This window comes from Flexivirga meconopsidis (assembly GCF_026162425.1).
GTDB classification, from domain to species: Bacteria; Actinomycetota; Actinomycetes; order Actinomycetales; family Dermatophilaceae; genus Flexivirga; species Flexivirga meconopsidis.
On sequence record NZ_JAOBQJ010000002.1, the window covers coordinates 403,929 to 416,805 of the forward strand.

General features: G+C 69.9%; 9 protein-coding genes and 1 riboswitch. Of the genes, 1 reads left to right on the forward strand and 8 read right to left on the reverse strand.

All coding sequences use genetic code 11. The features are described 5' to 3' along the window. Nucleotides 1-63: 63 nt before the first annotated feature. The 8 genes from hrpA to N2M23_RS07320 all read right to left on the reverse strand — a co-directional run bounded on the left by hrpA (nucleotide 64) and on the right by N2M23_RS07320 (nucleotide 12,140). Nucleotides 64-3,993 (reverse strand): ATP-dependent RNA helicase HrpA, encoded by a 3,930-nt coding sequence (gene hrpA, locus N2M23_RS07285; RefSeq protein WP_265444402.1) that lies wholly within the window; start codon nucleotides 3,991-3,993, stop codon nucleotides 64-66. 84 nt (nucleotides 3,994-4,077) lie between these two features. Beyond that, a complete protein-coding gene (locus N2M23_RS07290; protein WP_265444403.1) occupies nucleotides 4,078-5,280 on the reverse strand; it encodes a DUF4185 domain-containing protein in 1,203 nt (400 codons plus the stop codon). 28 nt (nucleotides 5,281-5,308) lie between these two features. Then, nucleotides 5,309-6,181 carry a serine protein kinase RIO gene (locus N2M23_RS07295; RefSeq protein WP_265444404.1) on the reverse strand — a complete coding sequence of 291 codons (873 nt, stop codon included), beginning with the start codon at nucleotides 6,179-6,181 and terminating at the stop codon, nucleotides 5,309-5,311. A 220-nt stretch (nucleotides 6,182-6,401) separates the two neighbouring features. Then, nucleotides 6,402-7,724, reverse strand: a complete 1,323-nt coding sequence (locus tag N2M23_RS07300; protein ID WP_265444405.1) for a bifunctional o-acetylhomoserine/o-acetylserine sulfhydrylase — start codon at nucleotides 7,722-7,724, stop codon at nucleotides 6,402-6,404. A gap of 70 nt (nucleotides 7,725-7,794) precedes the next feature. Continuing rightward, nucleotides 7,795-7,911, reverse strand: a riboswitch (SAM riboswitch). Between the two features lie 46 nt (nucleotides 7,912-7,957). Next, the gene (locus tag N2M23_RS07305) at nucleotides 7,958-8,839 is read right to left on the reverse strand and encodes an SDR family NAD(P)-dependent oxidoreductase (RefSeq protein WP_265444406.1); all 882 of its coding nucleotides are present in this window, start codon (nucleotides 8,837-8,839) and stop codon (nucleotides 7,958-7,960) included. A gap of 94 nt (nucleotides 8,840-8,933) precedes the next feature. After that, nucleotides 8,934-9,929, reverse strand: a complete 996-nt coding sequence (locus N2M23_RS07310) for a CdaR family protein (RefSeq protein ID WP_265444408.1) — start codon at nucleotides 9,927-9,929, stop codon at nucleotides 8,934-8,936. A gap of 34 nt (nucleotides 9,930-9,963) precedes the next feature. Then, the gene (locus tag N2M23_RS07315) at nucleotides 9,964-10,926 is read right to left on the reverse strand and encodes an alpha/beta hydrolase (protein ID WP_265444410.1); all 963 of its coding nucleotides are present in this window, start codon (nucleotides 10,924-10,926) and stop codon (nucleotides 9,964-9,966) included. Nucleotides 10,927-10,964: 38 nt separating this feature from the next. Next, the gene (locus N2M23_RS07320) at nucleotides 10,965-12,140 is read right to left on the reverse strand and encodes a zinc-binding dehydrogenase (protein WP_265444412.1); all 1,176 of its coding nucleotides are present in this window, start codon (nucleotides 12,138-12,140) and stop codon (nucleotides 10,965-10,967) included. A gap of 126 nt (nucleotides 12,141-12,266) precedes the next feature. Between N2M23_RS07320 and N2M23_RS07325 the strand changes: the two genes are divergently transcribed. After that, nucleotides 12,267-12,788: a GNAT family N-acetyltransferase gene (locus N2M23_RS07325; protein ID WP_265444413.1), complete on the forward strand. Its 522-nt coding sequence runs from the start codon at nucleotides 12,267-12,269 to the stop codon at nucleotides 12,786-12,788. Nucleotides 12,789-12,877: the final 89 nt, after the last annotated feature.

A 12,877-nucleotide genomic window follows, 5' to 3' on the forward strand; every position in this document is an offset into this window, starting at 1 on the left:
TCGGCAACGCGGCGGGCGCGGCGGTGATTCCCGCGGACCGGGGGCGGACAGGCGACTCACATGTCAGCCGGCGTCCTCGACCTGGTCCATCGCCTTGAAAATGCGCTTGGGAGATATCGGGCGCGGCGTGCCGAGCCGCTGCGCGAAGAGGCTCACCCGCAGTTCCTCGATCTGCCAGCGCAGGTCCACCACGTCGGCGTCGGTATGACGCGAGGCCGGCAGAGCGGCCAGCACCTTGCTGCGTTCGGCCTCGACGATCGCGACATCTTCGGCCCGCTGGCGGTCACGGGCCAGGTCGGACGGCGCCTTCTCGATGCGTTCGAGCATCGCGCGCAGGTAACGGTCCAGATCGCGCAACCGTGCAAGGCCCGTCTGGGCGACGAAACCGGGGTGGATCAGCGCGGCGTACTGCCGCTCCAACTCGCGCTTCAACTCACCGACCGACGGCTGGCTCAGCCGGTCGAGCGCAAGCCGGACCTCGCGCGCGTGGTCGAGCACGGGCGCGACAAGTTCGACCACCTGCACCACGCGCGGCGCGACCTGTTGGCGCACCACCCGCAGCGCCTCGTCGAACTGCGCCTCGTTGCGCACGGTCCCGCCGGGCAGGTCCCGGGCGACGATGTCGTCGACAGCCGCGGCGAGCACGTCGTCCATCAGGGCGGGCATGCTGCCGTGCGGATTGTTGCCGAGCGCCAACCGCTGGGTGTTGGTGAACAAGCCCTGGATGCGCTTCCAGGGCACGTCGACACCCAGCAGGATCAGCCGCCGGATCCCGGCACGGGTTGCGTGGTCGCGCTCGGACGCCGTCGGCAGCACCTGCAGTGCGACGGAGTCGCCCTGGTCGACCAGCGCCGGGAAACCCTGCACCGTCCGACGACCCCGACGCTGCTCGAAGGTATCGGGAAGCTCCCCGATCTCCCACGTTTTCAAGCTCTTTCGCTCGATCGATGCCGCTGCCTGCGACATCGCTCCGCGCACCCGCCCGGCGAGCTCCTGCTGCAACGCGGCCAGGTCCTTGCCTTCGCCGAGCTTGCGACCCCGGCCGTCCTCGACCCGGAACGTCATCCGCAGATGGTCCGGGACCCGGCTCCAGTCCCACTCGTGCGCCGGCACCCGCAGCCGCGTCTGTGCCTGCAGCGCCCGGGCCAGCTCCTCGGTGATCGGACCGGCGTCCGGGTCGAGATCGGGCAGTGCTCGGCGCGCGTGATCGGGCGCCGGCACGAAGTTGCGGCGGGTCGCCTTGGGCAGCGACTTGATCAGGGCGGTGACCAGCTCCTCGCGGACGCCCGGCACCAGCCAGTCGAAACCGGTGTCCTCGACCTGGTTGAGCTGCTCGATCGGCAGGTGCACGGTCACTCCGTCGGCGTCTGCGCCGGGCTCGAACTGGTAGGTGAGCCGAAGCTTCAGCTCACCCTGCCGCCAGGCCTTCGGGTAGTCGCGGGCATCGACCGCCTCGCTGTCCTCCCGCAGCAGCACCTGCTCGGTGAGCGTGAGCAGTGTCGGGTGCTCGCGTGATTCGGTCTTCCACCAGCTGTCGAAATGCGCTGCGGAGACGACGAATTCGGGGATGCGTTGGTCATAGAAATCGAAGAGTTCTTCGTCGCCGACCAGCAGATCACGGCGCCGGGCGCGGGCCTCGAGGTCGGCGATCCGCGCGACCAACTGCCGGTTGTCACGGAAGAACGCATGGCGCGTCTCCCAGTCCCCCTCCACCAGGGCGCTGCGGATGAAGATCTCTCGAGCCGCCTCCGGGTCGACCTTGGCGTAGGAGACCGGCCGGCCGGCGACGAGTGGCACGCCATACAGGGTGACGCGCTCGGCCGCCATCGCGCTCCCCCGCTTGCGTGACCAATGTGGCTGCGCGTACTGCCTTTTCACCACGTGACCGCCGAGCTGCTCGGCCCACGCCGGGTCGATGCGCGCGTTGGTGCGTGCCCAGAGGCGGGTCGTCTCGACGAGCTCGGCCGCCATCACGAAGTCCGGCTGGCGGCGGAAGAGGGTCGACCCGGGCTGGATCGAGAAGCGCGCGCCGCGGGCGCCTTGGTAGTCGCGTTTGTCGGGGTCGCGCAGGCCGATCTGGGAGAGCAGTCCGGCGAGCAGCGCCTGGTGGATCGAGTCCTCACCGGCGGGGTTGTCGCTGGGGGTGAGGCCCTGCTGCTTGGCAGCCTGACGCAGCTGGGTGTGCAGATCCTGCCACTCACGCACGCGGAGGTAGTGGAGATACTCGCGCTTGCACATACGCCGGAAAGCGCTGCTGGACAAGGTTTTTCGTTGTTCCTTGAGATAGCGCCAGAGGTTGAGCAGAGTGAGGAAGTCACTGGTCTCGTGCTTGAAGCGGGCATGCGACTGGTCGGCCTGGGCCTGTGCATCGGCGGGTCGCTCGCGCGGGTCCTGGATCGACAGGGCGGCCACGATGACCAGCACCTCGCGCAGCGAACCGTTCTCGGCGGCGGCAATCAGCATGCGAGCCAGGCGGGGGTCGATCGGGAGCGCGGCCAGCGTCCGGCCGTATGCCGTGAGCCGGCGCCGCTGACCGGACCCCCGCTCCTCGATCGCACCCAGCTCCTGCAGCAGCCGCACACCGTCGGTGATCTGTCGGGAGTCGGGGGCTTCGACGAAGGGGAACCGCGCGACGTCACCCAGCCCGAGCGAGGTCATCTGCAGGATCACCGAGGCGAGAGACGTGCGCAGGATCTCGGGGTCGGTGAAGTCCGGGCGAGCCTCGAAGTCGTCCTCGGAGTAGAGGCGGATGCACACGCCGTCCGCGACGCGGCCGCACCGGCCGGTGCGCTGCCGCGCCGATGCCTTCGAGATCGGCTCGATCGGCAGCCGCTGCACCTTGGTGCGCTGACTGAAGCGAGAGATGCGAGCTGTGCCGGTGTCCACGACATACCTGATGCCAGGGACGGTCAGCGAGGTCTCGGCGACGTTGGTGGCCAACACGATTCGCCGCTTGCCCGAACGGGAGAAGACCCGGTGTTGCTCAGCTGCGGACAGGCGCGCGTAGAGCGGCAGGATCTCGGTCGACGGCAGGTCGAGCGCGGTGAGCGCGTCGGCCGCGTCGCGGATCTCCCGCTCGCCCGAGCAGAAAACGAGAATGTCCTGCGGGCCACCATCTCTACCCCGCGAAGGTTCTCCCCCGCTTCGCTCCTCCGAATCCTTCACGAGGACCCCGGAAGAACCCCGCGTCTCGGTCCACAGCTCCAACACCGCGTCGGTGATGCCGGTGACCTGATCGACGTCGACCTCCTGGTCACCGTCGTCACGCACCAGTGGCCGGTAGCGCACCTCGACCGGGTAGGTGCGCCCCGACACCTCGATCACCGGCACCGGCTGCTCGGGCGTGGCGAAGTGGTCGGCGAAACGCTGCGGGTCGATCGTCGCCGAGGTGATGATCACCTTCAGATCGGGCCGGCGCGGCAGCAGCTGGCGCAGGTAACCGAGGATGAAGTCGATGTTGAGCGACCGCTCGTGCGCCTCGTCGATGATGATCGTGTCGTAGCGGCGCAGGTCGCGGTCGCGTTGCAGCTCCGCGAGCAGGATGCCGTCGGTCATCACCTTGACCAGCGTGTTTTTGCCGGCGTGCTCGGTGAAGCGCACCTGGTAGCCGATCGCGTCGCCCAGCGGCACGTCGAGCTCCTCGGCGATCCGCTCGGCGACCGAGCGCGCCGCGATCCTCCGGGGCTGGGTGTGGCCGATCATCCCGTCGATGCCCCGGCCGAGCTCCAGCAGGATCTTCGGCAGCTGGGTGGTCTTGCCCGAGCCGGTCTCACCGGCGATCACCACCACCTGATGTTCGCGTATGGCGTCGGCGATCTCCTCCCGGGCCGCGACGACGGGCAGGTCTGCCGGGTAGCGCAGCTCGGGCACCGAGGCCCGGCGACGCTCCAGGCGCGCTGCGCGCTGCTCCGGGCTCTCCTGCCGCGCCCGGTCGGGTCGCCGGCGCCGGCCGCGGGAGCGGCGAGCGGGCGCGGTCTGGTCAGGTGAAGTCATGGCGGTGTCGGTCATTCTCGCAAATGCACAACGCCGTTGTCGCCCGCGTTATTCGGGGCGCGCGACGACTGCCGGCCGTGGCGGTCAGGGGCGCGGCAACTCGTAGAACCGCAGCCGCCCCTTGCGCGCGTCGGCCGCCAGGTCGTCGAGCTTCTCCGGCAGCCGGGACATCGAGACCAGCAGCTTGCCGCTGGCCAATCTCTGCTCGGGATGTGCGAGCGGCTGGTAGGTGATGACTCCGTCGGATTCTCGTGGCGGCACCGGGAGGGAGGCCGCGAGCCGCCACGGACCTCGCGGCGACGGCGCGGTCCACTCCCCGATGCGATCGCCGAAGTCTCCGCCCACCTTCGAGACGGCTACATAGCGGTTGCCGATACGGCTGACCGAGAGCGCCTGCGAGACTCCGTCGGTGCCGTCGATCACCGGCGCAGCGGCTCCTTCCGCAGTGCCCCAACCAGTGCCGTTCCAGTAACGCCAGGACCTGCGGTCGATGGCCTGGTCGAAGGTGGTGCGAGCCACCAGCAACGCCCGCGCGCCGCCGGCGTCGGCCGCACGGGTGCCGTAGACGTAGAGGTAACCCTGATCGACCAGCAGCGCCGTGCCCCAGTTGACCTGGCGCACGTCCGGGTTGTCCGGGGTGACGTCGACGGTCTTGGCGAGCACTGGCGCTCCACCGGGGCCGACGTCGAACGTTGCGAGGGTCAGCCCCAGGTAGGTGAACGAGAGCAGTCCGCCGCCGGTGTCGCCGCGTTGGATGCGCGAACAACCCACCAGCACCTGGTTGCCGGCGCCCTGCGGGCGTGCCGCGACCGACGCCGGCCAGCACACCGATCCGGTGGGACTGTCCGGGATCACCGGGCCTTGTGAGGGGGTGACCACCTGTGAAGTGCAATCTCCGGACGTCACCAGCATCGAATTGGAAACCAACCGAGGACGCTCGCCCTCGGCACGCAGCGTGTCACCGAAGACCCACAGACTGCGCCCGTCCTGCAGCCGGACGCTCGCGCCGACGTCCGCCGCCTGCCACAGCGGGCGTTCGAAGCCGAAAGCCCAGTCGTTCCAGCCCTGCACGGTCGTCGGAGCGCCCGCTTGTGTTGTGTCGCAAGGTGGTTGGAGCGTCACCGCGCCGACGGCACCACCGTCGGTTGTCGGTGTCGCTCCCGAACTCCAGGTGCGTTCAGGGAAACTCGGCGGCGCGGAAGCGACGCGGCCGGTGCACGCGGCGACGCTGACCAGCGCGGCCGCGACTGCGGCCGCGCGTGTTGCCCGCAGGCGGCTCCTACCCACGCTGCCACCTTAGGAGACGGGACCCGCGTCATACGACGTGCGCGAGTGCGGTCGCGAACAACTCCTCGGGGTCGACATCGAGCCCGCGCCCGGCGAACCACTTCCCGACGTTGGTGCAGTCGCGGTGCAGCAGCTCGAACCCGTGCGGGTTGCCGACCACGTCGACGGCCTGCGGCAGGTCGATGACCACCAGGCGATCACCCGCGACCAGCAGGTTGTATGCCGACAGGTCGCCGTGCACCAGACCCGCGGCGGCGAGGGTCACAACTGCCTCGGACAGCTGAATCCACAGTGATTGCAATAACTCCGGCGTCGGCCGGGCCGCTGCGAGGCGCGGCGCCGGCGAGCCGTCCGGTGCAGTCACCAACTCCATCAGCACCTCGGTGCCGTCGATCTGCACCGGATAGGGCACCGGCAGGCCGGCTTTGTGCAGGCGCACCATCGCCTCCCACTCCGCGCGCGCCCACATACCTGCGGCGACTGCGCGGCCGTGCGCGGTGCTCTTGGCGACCGCGCGAGCGTCGCGGCCGCCCTTACGCGGCAGCCTGCGCCCCTCGGTGTAGGCGGCGTTGCGGTGGAACGTGCGGTGACCGCTGTCGCGGTAGCGCTTAGCGGCCATCACGACGCTGCGGTCGTCGAGGGGCGCCGACCGCTCGAGGAGGAAGACGTCGGCCTCCTTGCCGGTCTTCAGGACGCCGAGCTCGGTGTCCACGGCGGAGTCGTCGGTGACCAGCCAGTCGGGCCAGGGCTCGGGGCCACGGCACAACGGCTCGCAGTCGCCCCACGTGGACCAGCGCTGGCCGTCCGCCAGGTCGCCGATCTGCTGATAGGAGAAGGTGAATCGCGGGTCGATCCCGGAGTCGAGGTCAGCCTGGTTGGCGCCCTCGGGTGGTCTGCGCATGGGTGTTGCTCCGATCGGTGCACGGGTGAACGGCGTGGGTCACGCCGATGACTTTCGTCATGTCACGCTCCTTCCGATCGGCCGGCGACGAGAGCGACGCCTGAGTGGGCCGCCGTCATCGTGCTCGCCGGGTGCGCGCGCGAGCAACCGAATTTGTGCCGGGGCAAGGAAATGCCCGGGTATGACGAGCGATTCGTCATACCCGGGCTCCCCCGGTCGGTCAGCTCTTCGCGGCGCGGAAGCCCTGCTCGAGGTCGGCGATGATGTCGTCGACGTGCTCGATGCCGACGGCCAGCCGCACCAGACCGGGCGTCACGCCGGCCGCGAGACGATCCTCGTCCGGGCCCTGTGAGTGCGTGGTGGACGCCGGGTGGATCGCGAGCGAGCGGACGTCGCCGATGTTGGCGACGTGCGAGTGCAGGGTGAGTGCTTCCACGAACTTGCGGCCCGCGTCGACGCCACCGTCGATCTCGAACGACACCACCGCGCCGGAGCCGCGAGGCGTGTATTTCTGTGCCAGCTCGAAGTATTCGTTGTCCGGCAGTGACGCCCAGCGCACCGACTTCACCTGGTCCTGCTGCTGCAGCCACTCGGCCACCTTGCGGGCGTTGTCGATGTGCCGCTCGACGCGCAGGCTCAGGGTCTCGATGCCCTGTGCGAGCAGGAACGCGTTGAACGGCGAGATCGACGCGCCGAGATCGCGCAACAGCTGGACGCGCGCCTTGAGGATGAACGCCAGGTTGGCGCCGAGGTCACTGCCGACACCAAGGTCCCGGGCGTAGACGAGACCGTGGTAGGACTCCTCCGGAGTGTTGAAGCCGGGGAACTTCTCCGGGTCTTTGCCGAAGTCGAAGTTGCCGCTGTCGACGATCACGCCGCCGATCGAAGTGCCATGTCCGCCAAGGTATTTGGTCGCCGAGTGGATCACGATGTCGGCGCCGTGCTCGATCGGCCGCAGGACGTACGGCGTGGCGACCGTGTTGTCGACGACCAGCGGGACGCCGTGGTCGTGCGCCAGCTTGGCCACGGTCTCGACGTCGAGGATCTCCTGCTTGGGGTTGGCGATCGTCTCGGCGAAGACCAGCTTGGTGTTCGGGCGGAAGGCCGCCTCCCAACTCGCCGGGTCGGAGGTGTCCTCGACGAACGTGGTTTCGATGCCCAGCTTCGGCAACGTGTGCTTGAGCAGGTTGAACGTCCCGCCATACAGGCTCGGGCTGGCGACGATGTGATCGCCCGCCTGTGCGATGTTGAGGAAGGTCAGCGTCTCGGCGGCCTGGCCCGACGCCACGAGCAGCGCGCCGACACCGCCCTCGAGGCTGGCGATCCGCTGCTCGACGACGTCGGTCGTCGGGTTCATCAGGCGGGTGTAGATGTTGCCGAATTCCTTGAGCCCGAACAGGTTTGCCGCGTGCTCGGTGTCGTTGAAGACGTATGACGTGGTCTGGTAGATCGGCAACGCCCGGGCACCGGTCGCCGCGTCGGCGGTCTGGCCCGCGTGGATCTGCCGGGTCTCGAAGGACCAGTTGGGGGTGTCGTCGCTCATGGGACGCCTTTCGTGCTCGTTCGCCGGGCGGCGAGGTCACCCGCGCCCGACGGCGGACCCACGGTCGTGATGTCCGCGCTTGCCGGCGGCGATCGGCGCCGTCGGCCAGGTCCTCACCCGGGGCACCCCACCGCGACAGGAGGGTTGCCGGCCAGCGAGCCGGGGCTTGGCGCTGGCACTCATGACCTGCGCGCGACACTATCGCGACACACGCACCATTTCATAACCATCTCTTATTTCGGACGAGTCACCGCGTCTGCCCCGCCGAGCATCAGCTGCCCCGCGGGATCGGGGCCGTAGCGGCCGTCGAAGTCCTCGAACGCCGCCTCCACCTCCTCGTGGACGCGCCGGACCAGGGGGCCGAACTCGCGGTGGGTGACGATGAGGAACTGCCGCTGCCGCATGGCGTCGACGACCTGCTCCCCGACCAGGTCCGGGTCCGCCCCTTGCGCCAGGACCCCGCCGTTGGCCTCCACCGCCTCCTCGTCGACCTTGGTCCCGAGCAGTGCCGCCTCGGCCTGCGCGGCGTTGCGGTTGATCGCAGTGGCGACGGTGCCGGGCGTAAGCAGCGACACCGTGATGTCGCTCCCGCGCAGCTCGTCACGCAACGCCATCGAGAAGCCGACGCTCGCGAACTTCGAGGAGACGTAGGCACCCACGTTGACCATCGGCAGCAGCCCGGCGACCGAGGCGGTGTTGAGGATGTGCGCGGCGCCGCCGCGCCGCTTGAACCGCGGCAGGAACGTCGACACCCCGAGGAACTGCCCCTCGACGTTGACCGCGAACACCCAACGCCAGGACTTCAGCGGCGTCTGCTCGATGGCGCCGCCGCCGTTGACCCCCGCGTTGTTGACGAGGATCGAAATCGGCCCGATCGCCTGCTCGGCGGCGTCGGCGGCGGCCGTCCAGCCGTCGGCGTCGCCGACGTCCAGCCGGACCGTGGTGACCGTGCCGCCGGCCGCAGTCAGCTCACGCTCGACTGCCGCCAGGCGCTCCGCGTCGACGTCGGCGAGCGCCACCTTCGCCCCCTGTGCCACCAGTGCGCGAGCGATGCCGAGACCGATGCCCGACGCCGCTCCGGTGACGAATGCCGCTTCTCCTGCAGGCCATGTCATGTGAGTCCACTCCGCTCCTGATCGAGGTTGGTGAGACCAGGTTGGCGCGACGGATCAGCGACCGACACCGCCGAACGCGGCGGATCCGCCCATCTCAATCCGCCGGATGCGCGTCGCGGAAGTTGTTTAGTCGCAACAGCATTGCCGCAGCGGCGAAGCGGATCTTGCCGATCGCGGTGCGCGGGTCGTAGCCGAGCGAGCGGGTCAGTGCCTCGTGGCGGGCCTGCAGGGTCGAGTGATGTATGCCGAGGGTCGTCGCCGCGCTGCGCAGGCTGTCCGCCTCGACCAGCGTCCGGAGGATCTGCAGTGATCGCGGGTCGAGACGAGCGAGCGCGGTCACGTCCGGGTGCGGCGCCTCCGGGTCGTGGGCCTGGGCGAGGGTCAGCATCGCGCCGAGGTCGGTCGCGTCGACCACCGGATCGGCGGCATCGGCGAGGCCCAGGGCGACCACGGCTCCGGCCCACGACTCCGGAGCGTGATCGGCGCGCGCCCAGGGGCCGAGGCCCGCGGGCTCCACGGTCGCCGGAGAGTCGGCGAGCTGCAACGTCGCCCGGATCAGCCCGTAGCGGGTCGGCACGAGCGCCGAGTGTCCGGTCGGTGCTTGGGTTTCCGGCCGAGTTGCGACCAGCCGGATCCACGACGACGGGGTGAGCCGCAGTGGTGCGAGGGCGGTGGCGCGCTCGTCGAGCGAGCGGTCGGCGTCGATGACCGTCTCCAGGTGGGCAACCGGGCGATGCCTAGCTTCCACGAGGTCGACCGACACGGCCAGCCGTTCGACGATCATCGCGTCGTTGGCGTGCGGCGCGCCGTGCCGCTCCAGCCACACCGACCCGACGGACGTGGCCTGCTGCGTCGAGTGCTCCGCTTCCGGGCCGATGTCACGGCCGTCGGGTCCGCGGCGGCTGACCCGGCCGTGACGTTCGGCGCCGGCGACGACTCCGGCCAGGGCTGCCGCTCCCCGTAACAACCCGTCCACGCCCACGCCCGCCGCCGCGAGCGCGTCGAAATAGGAGACCACCTTGAGCGTCTCGCTCGCGTCGGGGTCCAGAGCGGTCAGTCGGCCGACGAGTTCCTGCACGGGACCTCCCATGAGTCGACTGCCAGCCTATCGCGGACGTGTCGGCTCAGTGGGCGAAAAGCCGCGCCACCCAAGCATTTCGGGCCGCCGTTGCGGCCTGGGCGATCGCGGTGTGCGGCGCGAGCATGTCGAAGCCGTGGAAGCCGCCGGGCCAGACGTGCAGCTCCGCCTGGCTGCCGTCGCGCCAGAGCCCGGTGGCGTAGGCGACATCCTCGTCGCGGAACACCTCGGCCGATCCGCAGTCGACGAACGCCGGCGGGAGGCCACCGAGATCGGTGGCACGGGCGGGCGCGGCGTAGATCGACACGTCGCCGGTGCCGCGGCGGTCACCGAGCAGCGCCGTCCACCCCGTGCGGTTGCTCTCGCGCACCCAGGTGCCGGCGTCGTCGTATTGCCGGGTCGAGGAGGTGTCGTCCCGGTCGTCCAGCATCGGGCAGACGAGCAGCTGTCCGGCAAGCGCCGGACCCTTGCGGTCGCGCGCGAGCAGCGCTGTGCCCGCCGCCAATCCGCCCCCGGCGCTGGCGCCGGCGACGATCAGCTTGTCGGGGTCGATGCCGAGCTCGGCCGCGTGATCCGCGGTCCAGACCAGGCCGGCGTAGCAGTCCTCCACCGGGTAGGGGTCCGGGTGCTCCGGCGCGAGGCGATACTCGACGGTCACCGCGACCGCGTCGTGTTCGACGATCCACGGCACGACCTGGTCGACGCCCACCATGCGGTCGCCGGCGATCATCCCGCCACCGTGCAGGTGGTAGATGCCCGGCCCGGCGTGGTTGTGGTCGGCGCGGGCGAGCACCGTGGCTTGCAGGGATGCCCCGTCATACCCCTCGATGGTGAGCTCGCGGCGGGTCACGCCGGCGGCTTCGAGGTCGCCGCCGGTGGTGTCGACCGGCAGCACGGTCGCCCGGAGGGCGGGGAGCAGGTCGAGGGTGACGGTGGGCACCTGCTCGCTCACGGTGGCGAGGACGGCGTCGAGTTCGGGGTCGAACGGCGGGCGGACGGGGCGGGACATGGCGTCTCCTGTCGTTGGCTTGTGGTTCGTCGGATTGCTCAGGGGGTGACCGCGGCACTGCGCGGATCGATGAGGATCTTGGCGTGCTTCTCGGGGTTGCCGAGCGCGTCGAATGCCGTTGCTACTCCGCCCAGCCCGACGGTGCCGGTCACGAACGGAGCGGGGTCGACCGTGCCGTCGGCGAGCATGTGCAGGGTGTCGCGGTATTCGCCGGGCGTGTAGCCGGTCGAGAAGAGCACGTCGGCCTCCTTGATGATGCCCATCATCGGTTCGAAGGTGTCGGGTTCGAGGCAGCCTCCGGCGACGATCAGCTTGGTCATCATGGGCGCGTCCGCGAGGATGCTCTGGATCATGCCGGGGACCCCGACACACTCGAAGACGACCGGCCCGGAGGGTCCGGCGCCGATGGCATGCATTGCCCGAAAGGCAAGCCACCACGGCAGATTCGGCACTTTGCGCAGTTTCTCCATGGTGTCGAAGCCGAGGTTCAGGTATGCCGGGACGCTCCCCAGCTTGGGCGGCTCCGGTGCGGCCTCGAAGGGGTCCTGGACGCGCGGGTCGACGACCACGTCGGCGCCGCACTGGGCCGCGAGCTGCCGTCGCCGCGGGGAGAAGTCCGAGGCGATGACGGTGCGGACACCGGCCGCCTTCAAGGTCGCGATGACGGCCAATCCGACCGGACCGCAACCGATCACGTAGGCAACCTGCTTCTTGCCGATCCTGCTGCGCCGCACCGCGTGCCAACCGACCGCCGTCGGCTCGGTCAGCACCGCGTGCTGTGCCGGCAGCCCGTCCGGCACCGGGAAGGTCATCGACTCCTGCACGACGATCTGATCGGCATACGCACCGGACGCGTGGGTCGAGGAGCCGGTGAGCTGCGGCGTCCGACCGTTGCGGATCATCGGCATTGCGACCACGAGAGCGCCCTTGTCCCAGCGCTTTTCGGTGCCGGGACCGTAGTCGGCGACCTCACCGCAGATCTCATGGCCGAAGATGAGCTCGTCGTCATACCTCGCCGCATCCGGGTAACCGACCCCGTCGGCCAGGTCGGCAAGGTGGTCGGCGTGCACCCGCAGGTGCAGGTCGGAGCCGCAGATGCCGGCGCGTGCGACGTTGAGCAGCACCTGGCCCGGTCCGGGTCGCGGAGCCGGGACCTCCCGCACGCTGAGCTCCCCGCGGTGGCAGACGACGGCGTTCATGGTGGCCTGTGACATGTGGCTCCTTGGTGACTCGGGTGGTGATGCCTCCACCCTCGATCAAGGAGCCGTATGACGGGACCGCCGTTCGCGGCGGATCCGGGTCGATCGACCCGCCGTTCGGGCGCACCATAATGGCCTGCCATGGAGGTCGAGACGTTGGACCACGCGCCCGACGCGGCGACCGTGCGCGCACTCACCCGGTTGCTGGGTGAGCTGGTCGCCGCAGACGCAGCCCTCGGCTGGACGTCGCCGCCGGCGCAGGACGAGATCGATGCACTGCTCGCCGCACTCCTCGCCTGCGCACCGGATGACGCGTGTTGCGTGCTCGCCCGGGTCGACGGCGAGGTGGCCGGCTTCGGGTATTGGCGGCGCTACTCACGACCTACCCACCGGCCCCACGCCGACCTCGAAAAGCTCGCTGTGGCAGCAGAGTTCAGTGGCCGCGGAGTCGGGCGCCGGCTGCTGCGCGTCCTCATCGAGCGGGCGCGTGCCGCGGGCATCGAGCAGCTGACGCTCGACCTTCGGGGTGACAATGTCGCGGCCGAACACCTCTACCTGTCTGCAGGGTTTCGTGAGTACGGCCGGCTACCCGACTTCGTCGCGCCCGACGCCGGGCGGCGATTGGACAAGGTGTTCCACGTGCTCGACCTGCGCCACCGGTAGCGACCCGAACGGTCACTTCCAGCCACCGACCGACCGCAACGCCCACGACAAGCGACCCGAACGGTCACTTCCGGCGCCTTGCGAGCGCG